Here is a 15650-nt window from a genome sequence, read left to right on the forward strand (position 1 = left end):
CTCAGGATTCCTTGACGTAGACGGACTCGACGACGTTGGAGACCGACTCGAAGGAGTCGCAGGCGGCCTCGAGCTCGTCGCCGACCTCCTTGAGCTTCATGACGGTCAGGGCCTCGTACTCGCCGGAGTACAGGCGCACCAGGAGCATGCGGTAGGCGCGGTCGCCGTCGTTCTCGAGGCGGTTGCACTCGACCCAGAAGTCCTGCATGGAGGCGTTCAGGCCCTTGAGCTTGGGCATGAACTCGACGAGGAGGTCGGCCTGCTGGCCGAGGACGGTGATCTGCTCGATCATCTCGCGCGGCAGGGCCGGGAGGTCGGAGAGGCCGTAGAGGTAGACGAGGTTCGCGGCGGCCTCGATGTGGTCGAGGATGTCGTCGAGCTTGCCCGCCAGGTGGTACATGTCCGTGCGGTCCATCGGGGTCACGAACGTGGAGTTGACCTTGTTGAACAGGCGGTGCGTCAGCTGGTCGTTGTCGTGCTCGACGTCGACGAGGCGCTCGGAGATCTTCTGGAAGTCGGGCTGGTCGTCGCCCAGTTCGGCGAGGATCCCGACCCCGCGGCGGATGTTGTCCGCAGCGTCGTTGAAGAAGGCGTAGAACGCGTCGTCCTGAGGCTTCAGCGAGAACCGCACCGGGCACCCCTGCTTTCGGTCGCTTTGACTGTCCTCACTGTACCGATCGGGCGTGGGGACGGCTGGAAATCGTCACGCCGAAGTTAACATCCAGGTGAACGCGAGACAAGATTGCGAAGGCGGCTGTGCGTGATTCCACGAAACCGCTCCAAGCTGCGGTTATGCAAAGGTTTCACTTGAATTCATCTAGCGTTCACCTTCGATGTATTCGGCGTCCTCGAAGCGGACACCGTCGCCGCTTCCGGGCAGTCCGCCGGGGTTCCCCGGATCGCGGAGTTTAATCCGGTCCGGCGGCTCAGTTCGCGGAGTCCGCGAGCCGCCCGAGCGCGCCGACGACCGAGTCGGACTTCGTCGTGTACCAGAACGGCGGCAGCGAGTCCCGCATGAACTTCCCGTACGAGCGGTTCGTCTGGAGCCGCGAGTCGAGGATCGCGACCACGCCGCGGTCGGTGGTGCGGCGGATGAGCCGCCCCGCGCCCTGCGCGAGCCGGATCGCCGCGGCCGGGACCGACACCTCGGCGAAGCCGGAGCGGCCGGCCGCGTCGGCGGCCTCGGACCGGGCGGCCGTCAGCGGCTCGGTCGGGCGCGGGAACGGGATGCGGTCGACGACCACGAGCCGGCACGTCATGCCCGGCACGTCGACGCCCTGCCACAGGCTCATGACCCCCAGGAGGCACGTCGAGTCCTCCTCCTTGAACCGCTTCACCAGCGACCCGAGCGTCTCCTCGCCCTGGAGCAGGATCGAGTAGTCGGTCTTGGCGCGCAGCAGCTCCGCCGCGGCCTCGGCCGCCCGCTTCGAGGAGAACAGGCCGAGGGTCGCGCCGCGGCTGGCCTCGACCAGGCGCAGCAGCTCCTTCCCGGCCTCGTCGGAGAGCCCGGAGGCGGTCGGGCGCGGCAGCGACGCCGCGACGTAGAGGATGCCCTGCTTGGCGTAGTCGAACGGCGAGCCGACGTCGAGGGAGGTCCAGCCGTGCCCGTCGGCGGGCAGGCCGATGCTGCGGGCGACGGTGTCGAACTTCCCGCCGAGCGTCAGCGTCGCGGACGCCGCGATCACGGTGCGGTCCTCGTACAGCATCGCCGAGAGAAGCCCGCCGACCGAGAGCGGCGCGGCGACGAGCGTGGGGCCGTTCGGTTCCGCCCAGATGACGTCGTCCCCCGCGGGGCCGACGCACCGGCCCGCGGTCTCGATCGCCTCGACCAGGCCGGCTTTGAGCTGCTGGGCGCTCAGCTGCTTCTTCGTCTCGGCGTCGAGCGCGGCCAGATGGGTCGTGGCCTTGACGCAGGCGGCGTTGATGAGGTTGAGCGCCTCGGACAGCGGCGCGGGCAGGTCGCCGGAGAAGCGCTGCTCCCCCGCCATGTTCAGGGCGTTCTCGAGCGAGTCGGCGGCCTCGCGGATCTGGTCGGCGACATCGGTGTCGATGAGCCGGCGGCCGCGCTGCGCGAGCCAGCGCAGCCGGGCCGGGTGGAGTTCGGCGCGGGCGGCGTTCGTGACGCGGTCGACGAGCTCGTGGGCCTCGTCGATGATGAGGACCTGGTGCTCGGGCAGGACCGAGCGCTCGTTCATCATGTCGATCGACAGGAGCGCGTGGTTGGTGACGACGATGTCGGCCTCGTGGGCGCGGGCCCGCGCGAGCTCGGCGAAGCAGTCGGGGCCCTGCGCGCAGTCCTTCGCGCCGGGGCACTCGCTGGAGGTGGTCGAGCCCTGCTTCCAGGCGCGGTCGCTCACGCCCGGGTCGAGGTCGTCGCGGTCGCCGGTGTCGGTGTCGTTCGCCCAGTCGAACAGGCGCTGGACCTGCTTCGCGAAGGACGCCTGCTGGCCGGCCCACTTGAGCTGCTCGGTGCCTTCGAGCATGCCCTCGTCCTCCTCCTCGTCGCCCGCGATCTTGCGCTTGCAGAGGTAGTTGTGGCGTCCCTTGAGGAGCGCGAAGGACGGCTTGCGGCCGAGGACGGGCGCGACGGCCTCCACGAGGCGCGGCAGGTCGACGGCGACGAGCTGGTGCTGGAGGGCGAGCGTCGCGGTCGAGACGACGACGGTCTTGCCGGTGGCGAGCGCCGCGCACAGGTACGCGAGGGACTTGCCGGTGCCGGTGCCGGCCTGCACGAGCAGGTGCTTCCCGGAGTCGACGGCGGTGGCGACGGCCGCGCACATCTCGCGCTGCCCTTCGCGGGAGGCGCCGCCGGGGGTGGCGGCGACGGCGGCGTCGAGGATCTTCAGGGCTTCGGTGTCGGCGCTCATGCCTCCTTGGCCGCCTGCCGGCCGCTGTCGATCGGGTCGCCGCCGGCGTGCGCGGCCGCTATGGTCGCGTCGCCGTCGCCGAGCCCGCGGGCCTGCGCTTCGCGGCGGGCCTCCTTGAAGCGGTTGAGGGCGCGCACCGTGCCGTTGACGATCGCCAGGAGCGGCACGGCGACGAGCGCGCCGATGATGCCCCACACGAAGCCGCCCGCGGTGACGGCGAGGACGATCGCGAGGGGGTGGAGCTTGACGGCGCGGCTCATGAGGAACGGCTGGAGCAGGTTCGACTCGAGCTGCTGCACGGCCAGGACGATGCCGAGGACGATGAGCGCGTTGACGAGTCCGTTCTCGGTGCCGACGAGCGCGACGACGACGGCGACCGCGCCCGAGACGGTGGCGCCGATGATCGGGATGAACGCGCCGAGGAACACGAGGGTGGTGAGCGGCAGCCACAGCGGGATGTCGAGCAGCCACAGGCCGAGGCCGATGAAGATCGCGTCCACGGCGGCGACGACCACGATGGTGCGCATGTACTGGACGAGCGTCGACCAGCCGGCGCCGCCGGCGTACCGCATCGACTCGGTCGCCGGGCGCGGGAGCCAGCCGGTGAGGAAGGTCCAGATGCGGCGGCCGTCGCGGATGAAGAAGTAGGTGGTGAACAGGACCAGGAACAGGCCGGTGACGAAGTTGCCGAGGCCGGAGGCGGTGGACCCGGCGACGTCGAGTCCGGTCTGGACGATGGTCTGCTGGTTCTCGCTGTACCAGTTGGTGATGTTGCCCTGGATCTCGGCGAGGACCTCGGCGACGTCGGCGCCGTCGAGGCCCCACGGGCCGGACTCGAGCCAGTCCTGGGCGTCGCGCAGGCCGGTGACGATCGAGGCGTAGAAGTCGGGGATGCCGACGATGAACTGCTGGATGACGAACGTGATGATCGCGCCGACGGCGGCGAGGCCGGCGACGACCACGAGGATCGACGCGAGGGACTTGTTCCAGCCGTGGCGGATCAGCCAGCCCGCGACGGGCTCGAGCATGGCGGCGAGCAGGAAGGAGATGACGACCGGGATGACGACCATGGTGACCTGGCTGAGCAGGTACAGGACCACGGCCAGGAGCGCCCCGATGATGAGCAGCCGCCACGACCACGCCGCGCCGACGATGAGGCCGGTCGGGACGTAGCGGCGCTCGGGGTGCTCGGCGTCGGCGGGGGCGAGGTCCTCGGGGGGCACGTCGCCGCCTGCGTCGACCTCGGGGACGTCGTCGGGCCCGGCGAGCGCCCGCTCGGCGACCGGGTTGACCCGCATGCCGACCCACAGCTGTCTGGCCCGGGCGGTCGTACGGCGGAATCGGCTCACGGTCTCTCCCAAAGACGCGGGTGCAACGTCACCACGTACCGTACCGGTTCGGTGCGACCATCCCCATCCAGCCAGCACCACCGAGACCGGGCCCGCAGGCGGCACCGACCTCACGTTGTCGCACCCGCCGGGCACCCTTGTGCCGGGGGCCCAGCGGCGCGACACACGAGCCCGCGGGGGGCGGACCGGCCCGGCCGCCTCATGTTTCCTCCGGCTTACTCTCGCGCGCCGCTTCCGAATCTGCGGACACCGAAGTGTCGGCGGCCTCGGGCAGTCTTGAAGCGGGGTCCCCCGATGCCGACACACCCGGGCTCGGGGACGGGACGTTCCGGGCGTGAGTCCCGCCGCTCGCGGTGCGGGCCGGGCCCCGACTGGCGGTAGGGTGGGGCGCTGTGACCGATACTCCGTTGGACTCGACGACCGGCCTCCCCGTGCGCCTGCTGCACGACCGCCTCCTCGTCCGGGAGGACGCCGACTCCGAGCGCCGCTCGGCCGCCGGGATCGTCATCCCCGCCACCGCCCAGATGGGCCGGCGCCTGCACTGGGCCGAGGCCGTGGGCGTCGGACCGCTCGTCCGCTCCGTCGAGAACGGCGACCGCGTCCTCTTCGACCCCGAGGACAAGGCCGAGGTCGAGATCCAGGGCCGCACCTACATCCTCCTGCGCGAACGCGACATCCATGCCGTCGCGGCCAAGCGCGTCGACAACGACGGCACGGGGCTCTACCTCTGATGCGCGTCGCGGTCGCCGGGCTCGGCCTCATCGGCGGCTCCGCCGCGCTCGCCCTCGCCGAGGCCGGCCACGACGTGATCGGCCACGACCCCGACCCCGCGACCCGCGCGGCCGCCGCCGCGCACGTGCCCGTCGCCGCCGACCCGGCCGACCTGCTCGACACTGACGTGGCGGTCGTCGCCGCGCCCATGGGACGCCTCGCCGCAGTCGCCGCCGAGACGTTCCCGGCCGGCCGCTACCGCGGCCTGGTCACCGACGTCGCCTCCGTCAAGGGCGCGGCCGCCGCGGCCTTCGCCGCGCATCCGCGCTTCGTCGGCGGACATCCCATGGCCGGCAAGGAGACCGCCGGGTTCTCCAGCGCCGAGCCGGGCCTGTTCCGCGACCGCGTCTGGGTCCTGTGCCTCGAGGACGGGACTGCGCTGGACGACTGGCTGCTGCTCGCGCGCCTGTGGACCTCGATCGGCGCGCGCGTCGTCCCGGCCACCGCCGCCGACCACGACCGCGCCGCGGCCCGGATCTCCCACCTCGAGCACCTGGTCGCCGCCGCGCTCGTCCTCACCGCCGACGACCCGCTGTCGCGGTCGCTCGCGGCCGGGTCGTTCCGGGACGGCACCCGCGTCGCGGCGAGCCCGACGCAGCTGTTCGCGGGGATGGTCGAGGGGAACCGCGAGATGCTCGCGGCGGCGCTCGACGACCTCGGCGCCGAGCTGGGCGCCGCCCGCCTCCACCTCGAGGAGCACGCCCGGCGCCCGGAGGCGGTCGCCGACTGGTTCGACCGGGCCCGCGCGCTCCGCGCGGCCTGGCCGCCCGAGCCCGGGGAGACGGAGCGCGTGCCGCTCGCGCACGGCGCGCTGCTGGACCTGGGCAGGGCCGGAGGCTGGATCGAAGCGGTCGAAAGTGAGGTCGCGGTCGGCCGCTTGCCTCGCGTACAGTCCACTTCATGAGAAGAATCGATCAGATCGCCGACAAGTACGTCGAGGACGCCATCGCCCTCAGTCCGCTGTTCGCCACCTCCATGGGCGTCTCCGGCCACGACCATGAGATCGACGACCTCTCGCCCGCGGGGCTCGAAGCGCAGGCCGCGCTCAACCGCCAGGCGATCGCCGACCTGGAGGCCGCCGAGCCGGCCGACGAGCGCGAGCGCGTCGCCAAGGACGCCATCCTGGAGCGGCTGCGCCTCCAGTTGGAGCGCCACGAGGCCGGCGACGCGTACCTGGACCTGAACGTGCTGGCGTCCCCCGTGCACGGCGTGCGCCAGATCTTCGACCTGATGCCGAAGGACGGGAAGGTCGCGGCCGAGAACATCGCGGCCCGCCTGGCCGCCGTCCCGGCCGCGTTCGAGCAGTTCACCGAGACGCTGCGCGCCGAGGCCGCCGCGGGCCGCGTGGCCGCGAAGCGGCAGGTGCTCGAGGTGGCCGTCCACTGCGACAACTGGAACGGCGCCAAGGGCAAGGACACCGACTTCTGGGCCGGTCTGGCGAACTCCGTGACGATCGACGGCGAGCCGATCAAGACCGGGCCGCTGCGCATCGCGTTGAGCAACGGCGCGAACTGGGCGCGGGCGGCGGCGACGAAGTTCGCGCTGTTCCTGCGCGAGGAGCTGGCCCCGCAGGCGCCCGAGAAGGACGCGGTCGGCCGCGACCGCTACTCGCGCGCGTCCCGCTACTTCATCGGCGCGGAGATCGACCTCGAGGAGACGTACGCGTGGGGCTGGCAGGAGCTGGCCCGCATCGAGGAGGACATGCGCGCGACCGCCGAGCGGATCAAGCCGGGCGCGTCGATCGACGAGGTCGTGGCCTTCCTCGACCAGGACCCGAACGAGAACTTCACGGACAAGGAGCTGTTCCGCGACTGGATGCAGGAGCTGGCCGACTCCACGATCGCCGACCTCGCGGACAAGCACTTCGACATCCCCGCGCAGATCCGCAAGATCGACTGCAAGATCGCGCCGACCGAGGACGGGGCGATCTACTACACCGGCCCGAGCGAGGACTTCTCGCGTCCGGGCGCGATGTGGTGGTCCGTGCCGGAGGGCCAGAAGCTGTTCGGCAAGTGGCGCGAGAAGTCCACGGTCTACCACGAGGGAGTCCCCGGCCACCACCTCCAGGTCGGCCAGACCATGGCCCGCGTGGAGCTGCTCAACCGCTTCCAGCGCCAGATGATGTGGTGCTCGGGCCACGGCGAGGGCTGGGCGCTGTACTCCGAGCGGCTCATGGACGAGCTCGGCTACTACGAGGACGACCCGGGCGGCCGCCTCGGCATGCTCGACGCGCAGGCGTTTCGCGCCGCCCGCGTCATCGTCGACATCGGCCTCCACTGCGAGTTCGCGATCCCCGAGGACAACCCGTTCGGCTGGCGGCCGGGCGAGGAGTGGGACGGCGAGAAGATGTTCGAGTTCATGAAGGCCCACACCCGCACCATCGAGGACGACATGCTGTCCTTCGAGCGCAACCGCTACCTCGGCTGGGCCGGCCAGGCCCCGTCGTACAAGGTCGGGGAGCGCCTGTGGATGCAGGCCCGCGAGGACTACAAGGCGCGCAAGGGCGCCGAGTTCAGCCTCAAGCAGTTCCACACCGACGCCCTGAACCTCGGTTCGATGGGCCTCACCCCGTTCGCCGAGGCGCTCGCGCGCCTCTAGGGACGACCCCGCTCGGCCTCGATCGCGCTAGGCGTGGTCGAGGCCGAGTTCCATCTCCGGCTTCCCGTACCAGGCCCGGAGCCGGTCGGCGCCGCGGCGCAGGGCCGCGATCTCGGCGGCGGTGAACCCGCGGACGCGCCAGGTCTCGATGACCACCTTGTCGCGCTTCGGGGTGGCCTTCCAGTTGCCGATGACCTGGCCGTCGAGGAGGATCGCGGAGTTGAACCGGGGCCGGTCGGGGAACAGGGACCGGGGCACCGAGTGGTGGAGGACCCAGTCCTTCGTGTCGGTGTAGGAGCACAGCATCTCGTCGAAGCCCTGCACGAAGTCGACCACCGGCCCGCCGTCGCGGGGCTCGGGGCGCTCGCCGGTGTGGTAGAGGACGCGGCCGTCGACGCGCAGCTCCTTCAGGCCGGTCCCGTCGGTCTTGAGCTCGTCGACCGCGGCCTTCGCGTCGGCGACCTTGAGCGTGCCCCAGCGGGTGAAGTCCTTGACGGTCGCGGGTCCGCGCGAGGTGAAGAAGCGGCGCGCGAGTTCGAGGACCGCGGCGTCGCGGTCGATCTCGCCGGCGGGGATGCGCTCGTCGAAGTTCGCGTACGTCTGCTTCCCGTCCCGCGGCACGCCCGAGCAGATGCGGCCTTCGAGCTCGGCGTGGAACAGCAGGTGGATGAGGCGCTGCCCGGTGGGCTCGGCGACCCCGCCGGCCGCGAGCGCCTCGCTGGCCTCCTCGCGCGTCAGGTGCTTCCCGCCTGCCGTGGCCGCTTCGAGGAGGTCGTCCCCGCGCCCGAGTTCGGCCTGGTCGAGGCCGAGGCTGCGGTACTGGGTGCCCGCGACCTGCTGGACGCGGTGGGTGGTGGCCGCGAGCATCATGCGCAGGTCCTCGACGGGCACGGTGTGCCAGGTGGTGCGCAGCACGTGGGTGCGTACGACCGCGCCCTGTTCGAGGAGCGCGTCGACGGCCCCCTGCCCGGCGAACGCGAGGCCGTCGCCGTCGGGGACGGCCCGCATGGCGGGCGTGAGCTTCGAGGGGTGGTACTCCTGCGACTGGACGGCGCCCAGGTGCCGGAACGCGTCGAGGGGCGTCGCGAGCCGCTCGCCCCAGAGCCGCTGGGAGTGGGCGCGCCAGTCGGCGATCTCGGTCGGCGTGAGGTCCCCGGTGGGTGTTGACATTCGCTCATGCTAGCGGCAGGAGGCGGCACGAGTGCTCCCCAGAACCGCCCGCCCCAATGGCCGGAATCACGAGGCCGCGGCTTCGCGGACCGGGTGGACGCGGTTGCGAGGAACAGCCACAATTGCGGCATGTCCCTTCCGAACGCGGTCCTCAGGCTCTCCACCGACGTCCTCGCCGACATCAACGACGACGAGCGCCTCGCGTTCGCCTACGCGCACGGCCCGGCCCTCTCCGGTTTCGGCGAGGAGGCCGAGCTCGTGTGCGTCTGGGAGACCGCCGAGGTCCCCGCGGAGGCCAGCCCGGAGGCGACGCACCTCACGGTGGCGCGCTTCCAGGACCTGCTCGCCCAGCTCGACCGCGGCGAGGGCTGGGAGCACCCGTCGTCGGAGGCGCTCCGCGTCATCGGCGCGTTCTCCGAGGGCACCCTCCTCGCCGACGACTCCGAGCTCGGCTCGAAGGCCCGCGCCGAGGTGACCGAGTTCCCGCAGGCCCTCGCCGACGCCTCCCGCGAGGCCGTCGCCGCCGAGGCCGACGACCTCGCCAAGCGCCTGGGCGACGCCGCCGACCCCTGGGACCTGGCCGAGACCCTCACCACCGGCCTCCACCGCGCCTACGTGGCCCTCTTCGCCGCCGGCGGCTACTTCTTCCCCGGCCGCGACAACCGCGCCGACTTCGTCGCCCGCTACCTGCTGGGCGACGAGGTCCCGGAGGCTGAGGCCGCGGTCTGGGCCGCCGCCCGCTCAGAGCACCGCAGCGAGGACCTGCCCGAGGCCTGGCGCCACCTGGCGAAGGTCGTCCTGGACAACTGCTGACGGCTCGATTGGCAGACCAGCCGACTGTTAATCGGCGGCTCCTTGGTTCGAGTGGGACGGGACGAATGACCCAGCACACACCATCGAACCCGGTTGCAGGAGCGATCCAGAGCCAGGTAAGGTTATGCCCGGCCTGATCGAACAGATCAAAGCCAGGCAAGCGCCCCTAGCTCAACGGATAGAGCATCTGACTACGGATCAGAAGGTTGGGGGTTCGAATCCCTCGGGGCGCGCCATAAAGAGAAGCCGGGTCTGAGACCCGGCTTCTCTGTGTATCTAGCTGTCCTTACCTACGTCGAACGCTGGGATTCAGATGCCTGACACCAGCTCGTCAAGCCTCCAGCTAGCGCAGGCCGAGCCAGCCGATCAGCAGGATCGACGGCAACGCAACGAAAGCGGCGACGCTTCCGGCAACGATCACGATCGCCGCGATTGCTGCGATCCGCTTGGCGTCCTCGCTTCGGGATGAGGTCAGCTGCTGATGTGACAGCATCTAGGATCCTTTCTGTCTACGTGTTATGGCTCGTAGGCAGGGTGCCGCGCCGCGACCGGACTTCCAAGCTAGGCAGTGGCGCGGCATCCGGGCCTGAGGTCGTCGGAGGACCTCCCAGCCAATTATCTGACAGATAGTAGCACCTCTCGAGGCGAGACCGTCAAGCCCCCTCGAGCCAGGTGCCGAGCCCAAGATCCTGAGCAGAGCAGCGATCTCGTGTAGCATGTAACTATACAGTACTCCTATCACCTGATAGTCTCTGCCAGATTGGATGACCATGGTCTCAGTCGAAATCTCGGAGGACCTGTACCAATACATTCAAAAACATGCGGTCCCACTAGAAGACTCGGTGGACTCGGTGTTGAAACGTCTCCTTGGCTTGGACAAGGCCAAGGTTGCTGCCCTCGCTGCTGAGGCACCCGCCCAGCCCTCGGGCACAACCGAGCATGGGGCCCTTCAGCCCCTGGTTACGGCAGGGCTACTGAACGAAGGCGATGAACTTCGGTGGCACCGCGCCAAAAAAGGAGTGACCTTCGATGCCAAGGTCGGCCCTAACGGCACCATCGAACTCGACGATGGGCAGCTCTTCGAATCGCCTTCCGGGGCGGCGGTCGCTGTGGCCGGCGGAAATCACCCTGGATGGGACGTCTGGTCCCACCTTCGCAGCGGTATGACCCTTTCGCAGCTCCGTTCGATGCTGAACTCCGCGAACGACCAACCGACCGATCTTTCAGACGACTGGAAGTCGCAGCTGAAGATGGTCCTCAGCCGCCTCCCGCATGGAGCTTGGACCTCCTACGGCGATCTGGGGCGCCTGCTTGGCCGGAACCCTCGCGAGTTGGGGCTCCATCTCAGCACCACGGAGATCACCAATGCACACCGCGTGCTCCAGCACAACGGCCGCATCTCTCCGGGTTTCCATTGGGTAGGAACTGATCGGGGTGACGTCAGGGTCCTTCTCCGACGTGAAGGTGTGCTGCCTCAACGGGGATCGGTAGCCGACCCATCCCAGCGACTGAGCCTGGAAAGCCTCCGCAAACTGCTTCAGCATTAATGCTGCATTTTCGTGCCGGTCAAGGGTCCTGAATCAGGGTCCAGCTTGGGGACATCCTCCGCTTGCGCCTCGCCCGGTCGAGCGCCGCAGCGAGATCGCGCTTCAACGCGTGCTCGCGAAGCCTGCGCCGGTCGGCTGGGGTGCTGGCCATGGGGACTCCTGGGGTCGGGAGGGGACCAATTGTATGGGCCGGGCGGCAGCGGGGCGTTCGGAGCGGTTGCGGCGGCCTGCCAGAATCGCTCCATGGACCCCTACTCCGCCTACGACCCCAATGCAGGCACGCCCGCGAACCAGGGTCCCAACGCCGCGCCCGCCCCTCTGGGCTACACGCCCGGCCCCGAGACGACCCACAGCATCGGGTACCCGCCACCGGGGCCCCCGCTTCCGCCGGGGCCGTATCCGGCCGCGAACCCCTACGCGGGCAACGCCTACCCGCCCGGGTACCCCGGCATGCCGCCGCAGTACGCGCCCGTCCCTCCGCCGTCCTCGGGGATTCCCGCCGCCGGCTGGATCGGGATCGCCCTCGGCATCGTGCTGGTCATCGGCCTGGGCGTCACCGGCCTCGTGATCACGCTCGACCGCCCCGACGCGCCCGACGTCACCGCCTCGGACACCGACGGCGGCTCGGGCGGGGACTCGGGCGGGACCTCCGGCTCCGATCCGACCGACACCGCCACGGACACCGCCGTCGCGGACCCGGTCGCGGATGCGGCGGTCGGGGACTGCTTCTCCAATTACGGCGACGAGACCACCCCGGACCTGGAGACGGCGGTCTGCGGGACCGGCGCCTTCGAGACGATCGAGATCGTCGAGGGCGCTTCCGACCTCACGGCGTGCGACGGCCTGCCCACCGCCGACCTCGCGGTCTCCTCCACCGGCGCCGCCCGCGTGCTGTGCTTGAGCTACAACGTGATGGAGGGCGACGACGCGTACCACGCCCAGGTCGGCGACTGCGTCTACGGCTCCTCCACCCCCGGCACCGCGTGGAACGTCATCGACTGCCAGGACGGCGCGTTCAAGGTCATCGAACGGCTCGAAGACCAGTCCAGCATCGACGCCTGCACCGACTCGACCTACTACATCTACGGCGTCGGCTACTCCACCGGACAGACCTATCTGGACACCACACTGTGCCTCCAGATGATGTACGCCAGCGGCGACGCCGGCTACGCCGAGGTCGACAACTGCATGTCCATGAACTCCGACTACACCTACTTCGAGTTCGTCTCCGACTGCGGCGACGGCAACGTCTACGTCACCGGCCGCGCCAACGAACTCGTCGACGGCGAGAGCTGGTGCAACGGCTGGGGCTGGGCCTACGAAGAGGTCCCCGACTTCCCGGAACTCTCCTTCACGATCTGCTGGGGCTGGCTGTAGCCCAACGGGGTCCACAGCCGCGGCCGCGGCGCCTGCGATCGTGGACCCCGCCGGTGGCTGCCGGGCGCTAGACTCTCGGATCGTGATCGGCACATGACCCCTTGTGCCGCTAAGTGAATGAGGAGCAGTGGTCACCATGGGAATCCCCGACCCGGAAGCGTCCCGGCAGCACCTCGAAGCGTGGAAGGGCAGGATCGATCGGCTCGCCGCCGACACGCAGGAGATGAGCACCCGGTTCGGCGAGCTGAAGGCGGTCGGAGCCGACCCGGACGGGCTCGTCCGGGTCACCGTCGACTCCAGCGGCAACATGGTCGACGTGCAGCTCAGCGAGCGCACCCGCCGGATCGACACCGAGTACACCGGCCGGGCGATCCTCGCGGCGGTCGCGGCCGCGCGGGCGCAGATGGCGGAGGCGTCGGCGCAGATCATCTCCGAGACGCTCGGGTCGGACTCGGCTGCCGGGCAGGCGATCGCGGATCGCGTGCGGTCGCAGCTCATGCCCCAGTCCGGCGAGGAGGGCTGAGCGCCATGGGAACCGGATTCAACGTCGAGCCCGAGGAGCTGCGGCAGCACGCCCGCAACCTCGAGGCGCTCAAGGAGCGCTTCGACGCGGTCATGAACGCGAGTGCGTACATCGAGCAGGACGACGAGGCGTACGGGACGCTGTGCGGCTGGATCTCCGGCTGCCTCGAAGAGCGGCACCAGAAGCAGGACGAGATCACGGCGTACCTCGCCGAGAACTTCACCATCGCAGCCAACGCGCTCCGCGCCGCCGCCGACGACTACGAGGCGAGCGACTCGGAGTCCCAGTCGGCGTTCGCCGAACTCCAGGACCGGTTGGGAGGCTGAGGATGTCCGACGACTCCCTCATCGCGCCCGTCCAGTCGACCAACAAGTGGTACACCGGGGCCGGCCCGCTGGACTCCTATCACGGGATGATCGACGCGTTCAAGTCCGAAGGCTGGGTGGACGACCTCCTCGCCGGCGGCGGCTTCGCGCTCGAGGTCGTCGGGTCGGTGCTCGACCCGTTCAGCGCGCTGCTGTCGGCGGGCTTGGGATGGGCGATGGAGTACTTCGAGCCGCTGCGCGAGATGCTGCAGGAGGTCACCGGCAAGGCCGACGTGGTCATGGCGCACGCGCAGACGTGGAGCAACATGTCCGGCGAGCTCCAGGCGATCGTCGAGCAGCTCACGGTGCACCTGGATTCGGACATGCCGACCTGGACCGGCGCGGCCGCCGACGCCTACAAGGCGCTCATGGCGCACAACGTCACCTCGGCCTCCGCGCTGGCGGCGACGGCCGAAGCGATGGCCGCCGCGACCGAGGGCGCCGGAAGCCTGGTCCAGATCACGCACGAGCTGGTGCGCGACCTGATCGCCGAACTGGTCGGTCACGTCATCGTGTGGGCGGTCGAGGCGATCTTCGTGGTCACGATCCCGGTGATCGCGGCGCAGATCGTGGCGGCCGTGGTGAAGTGGGCGGGCATCATCATGGGCTACGGGATGGCGCTGGTGCAGTCGTTCGCCAATCTCAAGATCCTCCTGGGGGTGTGAGCGCGATGCGTCAGGCTTTGCGACTGCTCCTGCTCCTCGGCGCCGGCTTCCTGCTGGCGCGGAAGGGCGGTGACGGCCCCGACAGTCCCGACGGGAACGGCGGCGACATCGACCCGCTCACCGGCCGCCCCAAGGACTCCGAGGAACGACAGGAACGCCTGAACTTCCAGGGCAAGAACGCCTCGTCCCAGATGGCCGAGGTCCACGACATCGCCGAGACGGAGGCCGAGACAGGTCGAGCCGACGGCTCACAGAGCTCCGGTGACAGCACCAGCCCCGACGACACCGACACCTCGACCACCACAGAGCGCGATCCGGATCTCGATCGACTCGAGAACCGAATCGACAACGTGAAGGAGCACCTCCAGTACAAGGACCTCGACGCGGCCCGCAGAGAATTGAACGGCGAGATCGTCGCCACCAAGAGCGACGGCACTCCATGGGACCACGTCCACGAAGTCCGGGACGCGCAGAACGCACTGATGAACATCATCAACAAGGCGAAACGGAAGCTCGACGACCCGCGCACGAGCGACGAGGACAAAGCGGCCTATCAGGACCTGCTCTCACAGGCGAGTAACATGCTCGACTACTCGGAAGGTTTCGTACCCCGCTCCTGACCGCGGCGACAGGCTATCCAGACTAGGAATGGAACGACATGAAGAGGGCGGACTACCGCGAATCGCTCGAAGAGCTCACCGGCGACCGGTGGCCGGAACCGGGTTCCGATGCGACCCGGCTGGTCCGCAACGCGTACGCGGCCTACACCAAGCCCGCCGAGGCGCTCACCGTCGAGGAGCTTCGTCTGCTCATCGGACAGCAGGTGGCTCTCGAATGGACTGTTCCTTTTGCCATCGACGAGCTCGAGCGCGATCCCTTGGCCGAGGGCGACATGTATCCGGGGGACCTCATGAACGCGTGCATGTCGCTTCCGGAGGCGTATTTCGCCGATCACCGCGATGAGAAGGACCGACTGCGCGAGATCGCCGTGCGGATAGACGCGGGCGACTGGGATCTGGCGTTCTCCGACCGGCATTCCGATTGGCGTTCAACCTGATTGACGGGCAATCCGCGGTGCGACCTCGAGTCCGCCGCTACTGCTGGAGTTGGGTGAGGGTTCGGGTGATTCGGGGGGCCTGGTCGGTGTGGAGGCGGAGTTCCACCTGGCCCTGCCATTCGGGGTTGGTGGTGCTCAGGTCGTATTCGGCGAGGAGCTGGTCGGGCTTGGGGGCGGAGATTCTGACGTCGTAGCGGGCGAGGTCGCGGACGGGGACGTCGATGTGCTTGAAGCGGCGGGCGGTGATGAGGAAGCGCTCGTCGGTGAGGGCGATGGCGGCGGCGGTGGGGTTGCGCTTCCAGTTGGCGCGGCGGCCGGGGGTCTTGAGGTTGCGGTAGGTGACCGAGCCCGGGGCGCCTTCGACGAGGATGAGGAGGCCTTCGGCGCGGAGGGTGTCGCGGAGGTCGTCGGGGAGGCGGCCGGTGCCGAAGAGGAGGCGCTGGAGAGCGTTCATGGCCGCAGTGTAGTGGGCCTGCGGCTCGGCGAGGGTGAACAACGGGTGCCGGGGGCTGGTGCCGGTGGGGCACACTGGGTTCGGTTCGGGACCC

17 protein-coding genes and 1 tRNA gene are annotated in these 15650 nt (G+C 69.7%); 12 read left to right on the forward strand and 6 right to left on the reverse strand.

Annotated elements, in window-relative coordinates; translation table 11 throughout:
- Position 1: 1 nt before the first annotated feature.
- The 3 genes from EIW28_RS11940 to EIW28_RS11950 all read right to left on the reverse strand — a co-directional run bounded on the left by EIW28_RS11940 (position 2) and on the right by EIW28_RS11950 (position 4216).
- The gene (locus EIW28_RS11940; protein ID WP_125247930.1) at positions 2 to 631 is read right to left on the reverse strand and encodes a DUF47 domain-containing protein; all 630 of its coding nucleotides are present in this window, start codon (positions 629 to 631) and stop codon (positions 2 to 4) included.
- A 295-nt stretch (positions 632 to 926) separates the two neighbouring features.
- Positions 927 to 2867: an ATP-dependent DNA helicase gene (locus tag EIW28_RS11945; RefSeq protein ID WP_125247931.1), complete on the reverse strand. Its 1941-nt coding sequence runs from the start codon at positions 2865 to 2867 to the stop codon at positions 927 to 929.
- A complete protein-coding gene (locus tag EIW28_RS11950; RefSeq protein ID WP_125247932.1) occupies positions 2864 to 4216 on the reverse strand; it encodes an AI-2E family transporter in 1353 nt (450 codons plus the stop codon). Before EIW28_RS11950 ends, EIW28_RS11945 begins: the two co-directional genes overlap by 4 nt.
- Positions 4217 to 4608: 392 nt before the next feature.
- Between EIW28_RS11950 and EIW28_RS11955 the strand changes: the two genes are divergently transcribed.
- From EIW28_RS11955 to EIW28_RS11965, 3 genes are read left to right on the forward strand one after another with little or no spacing between them, the layout of a single operon-like run.
- The gene (locus tag EIW28_RS11955) at positions 4609 to 4947 is read left to right on the forward strand and encodes a GroES family chaperonin (protein WP_125247933.1); all 339 of its coding nucleotides are present in this window, start codon (positions 4609 to 4611) and stop codon (positions 4945 to 4947) included.
- Positions 4947 to 5891, forward strand: a complete 945-nt coding sequence (locus tag EIW28_RS11960) for a prephenate dehydrogenase (protein ID WP_125247934.1) — start codon at positions 4947 to 4949, stop codon at positions 5889 to 5891. The genes EIW28_RS11955 and EIW28_RS11960 overlap by 1 nt, the downstream gene beginning before the upstream one ends.
- The gene (locus EIW28_RS11965; RefSeq protein ID WP_125247935.1) at positions 5888 to 7585 is read left to right on the forward strand and encodes a DUF885 domain-containing protein; all 1698 of its coding nucleotides are present in this window, start codon (positions 5888 to 5890) and stop codon (positions 7583 to 7585) included. The genes EIW28_RS11960 and EIW28_RS11965 overlap by 4 nt, the downstream gene beginning before the upstream one ends.
- Before the next feature lie 27 nt (positions 7586 to 7612).
- On the opposite strand, the gene EIW28_RS11970 is transcribed toward EIW28_RS11965, so the two are convergent.
- Entirely contained in the window at positions 7613 to 8755 is a 1143-nt protein-coding gene (locus tag EIW28_RS11970) for a winged helix DNA-binding domain-containing protein (protein WP_125247936.1), read from the reverse strand.
- Positions 8756 to 8884: 129 nt separating this feature from the next.
- Here EIW28_RS11970 and EIW28_RS11975 point away from each other — a divergent pair, with 129 nt between their 5' ends.
- Both EIW28_RS11975 and EIW28_RS11980 read left to right on the forward strand, forming a co-directional pair.
- Complete coding sequence (locus EIW28_RS11975; RefSeq protein ID WP_125247937.1) at positions 8885 to 9568, forward strand: hypothetical protein; 684 nt, start codon at positions 8885 to 8887, stop codon at positions 9566 to 9568.
- Positions 9569 to 9728: 160 nt separating this feature from the next.
- Positions 9729 to 9804, forward strand: a tRNA-Arg gene (locus EIW28_RS11980).
- A 107-nt stretch (positions 9805 to 9911) separates the two neighbouring features.
- Here EIW28_RS11980 and EIW28_RS24205 read toward each other — a convergent pair.
- Positions 9912 to 10061 (reverse strand): hypothetical protein, encoded by a 150-nt coding sequence (locus EIW28_RS24205; protein ID WP_158630381.1) that lies wholly within the window; start codon positions 10059 to 10061, stop codon positions 9912 to 9914.
- Between the two features lie 277 nt (positions 10062 to 10338).
- Between EIW28_RS24205 and EIW28_RS11985 the strand changes: the two genes are divergently transcribed.
- The 7 genes from EIW28_RS11985 (at position 10339) to EIW28_RS12015 (ending at position 15102) form a co-directional block, all read left to right on the forward strand.
- Positions 10339 to 11115: a restriction system modified-DNA reader domain-containing protein gene (locus EIW28_RS11985; RefSeq protein ID WP_158630382.1), complete on the forward strand. Its 777-nt coding sequence runs from the start codon at positions 10339 to 10341 to the stop codon at positions 11113 to 11115.
- A gap of 243 nt (positions 11116 to 11358) precedes the next feature.
- Entirely contained in the window at positions 11359 to 12492 is a 1134-nt protein-coding gene (locus tag EIW28_RS11990) for an LppU/SCO3897 family protein (RefSeq protein WP_125247939.1), read from the forward strand.
- A gap of 136 nt (positions 12493 to 12628) precedes the next feature.
- Positions 12629 to 13015 (forward strand): YbaB/EbfC family nucleoid-associated protein, encoded by a 387-nt coding sequence (locus EIW28_RS11995; RefSeq protein ID WP_232013989.1) that lies wholly within the window; start codon positions 12629 to 12631, stop codon positions 13013 to 13015.
- A 5-nt stretch (positions 13016 to 13020) separates the two neighbouring features.
- Positions 13021 to 13341, forward strand: coding sequence for a type VII secretion target (locus EIW28_RS12000; protein ID WP_125247941.1), 321 nt, complete (start codon positions 13021 to 13023; stop codon positions 13339 to 13341).
- A gap of 2 nt (positions 13342 to 13343) precedes the next feature.
- On the forward strand, positions 13344 to 14045 hold the full coding sequence (locus tag EIW28_RS12005; RefSeq protein ID WP_125247942.1) for a WXG100 family type VII secretion target: 702 nt from the start codon (positions 13344 to 13346) through the stop codon (positions 14043 to 14045).
- 5 nt (positions 14046 to 14050) lie between these two features.
- Positions 14051 to 14665 carry a polymorphic toxin type 28 domain-containing protein gene (locus EIW28_RS12010; RefSeq protein ID WP_125248344.1) on the forward strand — a complete coding sequence of 205 codons (615 nt, stop codon included), beginning with the start codon at positions 14051 to 14053 and terminating at the stop codon, positions 14663 to 14665.
- 38 nt (positions 14666 to 14703) lie between these two features.
- On the forward strand, positions 14704 to 15102 hold the full coding sequence (locus EIW28_RS12015; RefSeq protein ID WP_125247943.1) for a contact-dependent growth inhibition system immunity protein: 399 nt from the start codon (positions 14704 to 14706) through the stop codon (positions 15100 to 15102).
- Between the two features lie 37 nt (positions 15103 to 15139).
- Here the strand turns inward: EIW28_RS12015 and EIW28_RS24000 are convergent, their stop codons facing one another.
- Positions 15140 to 15556 (reverse strand): hypothetical protein, encoded by a 417-nt coding sequence (locus EIW28_RS24000; RefSeq protein WP_148102611.1) that lies wholly within the window; start codon positions 15554 to 15556, stop codon positions 15140 to 15142.
- Positions 15557 to 15650: the final 94 nt, after the last annotated feature.

The organism is Glycomyces terrestris (assembly GCF_003933745.1).
In the GTDB taxonomy this organism is placed as follows: Bacteria; Actinomycetota; Actinomycetes; order Mycobacteriales; family Micromonosporaceae; genus Glycomyces; species Glycomyces terrestris.

Excerpts from the sequence above, each read along its gene's own strand:
- EIW28_RS11945 (WP_125247931.1), bottom strand. The coding sequence starts at position 2,867 with ATGAGCGCCGACACCGAAGCCCTGAAGATCCTCGACGCCGCCGTCGCC.
- EIW28_RS11960 (WP_125247934.1), top strand. The coding sequence starts at position 4,947 with ATGCGCGTCGCGGTCGCCGGGCTCGGCCTCATCGGCGGCTCCGCCGCG.
- EIW28_RS11965 (WP_125247935.1), top strand. The coding sequence starts at position 5,888 with ATGAGAAGAATCGATCAGATCGCCGACAAGTACGTCGAGGACGCCATC.
- EIW28_RS11970 (WP_125247936.1), bottom strand. The coding sequence starts at position 8,755 with ATGTCAACACCCACCGGGGACCTCACGCCGACCGAGATCGCCGACTGG.
- EIW28_RS11975 (WP_125247937.1), top strand. The coding sequence starts at position 8,885 with ATGTCCCTTCCGAACGCGGTCCTCAGGCTCTCCACCGACGTCCTCGCC.
- EIW28_RS24205 (WP_158630381.1), bottom strand. The coding sequence starts at position 10,061 with ATGCTGTCACATCAGCAGCTGACCTCATCCCGAAGCGAGGACGCCAAG.
- EIW28_RS11985 (WP_158630382.1), top strand. The coding sequence starts at position 10,339 with ATGGTCTCAGTCGAAATCTCGGAGGACCTGTACCAATACATTCAAAAA.
- EIW28_RS11990 (WP_125247939.1), top strand. The coding sequence starts at position 11,359 with ATGGACCCCTACTCCGCCTACGACCCCAATGCAGGCACGCCCGCGAAC.
- EIW28_RS11995 (WP_232013989.1), top strand. The coding sequence starts at position 12,629 with ATGGGAATCCCCGACCCGGAAGCGTCCCGGCAGCACCTCGAAGCGTGG.
- EIW28_RS12000 (WP_125247941.1), top strand. The coding sequence starts at position 13,021 with ATGGGAACCGGATTCAACGTCGAGCCCGAGGAGCTGCGGCAGCACGCC.
- EIW28_RS12005 (WP_125247942.1), top strand. The coding sequence starts at position 13,344 with ATGTCCGACGACTCCCTCATCGCGCCCGTCCAGTCGACCAACAAGTGG.
- EIW28_RS12010 (WP_125248344.1), top strand. The coding sequence starts at position 14,051 with ATGCGTCAGGCTTTGCGACTGCTCCTGCTCCTCGGCGCCGGCTTCCTG.
- EIW28_RS12015 (WP_125247943.1), top strand. The coding sequence starts at position 14,704 with ATGAAGAGGGCGGACTACCGCGAATCGCTCGAAGAGCTCACCGGCGAC.
- EIW28_RS24000 (WP_148102611.1), bottom strand. The coding sequence starts at position 15,556 with ATGAACGCTCTCCAGCGCCTCCTCTTCGGCACCGGCCGCCTCCCCGAC.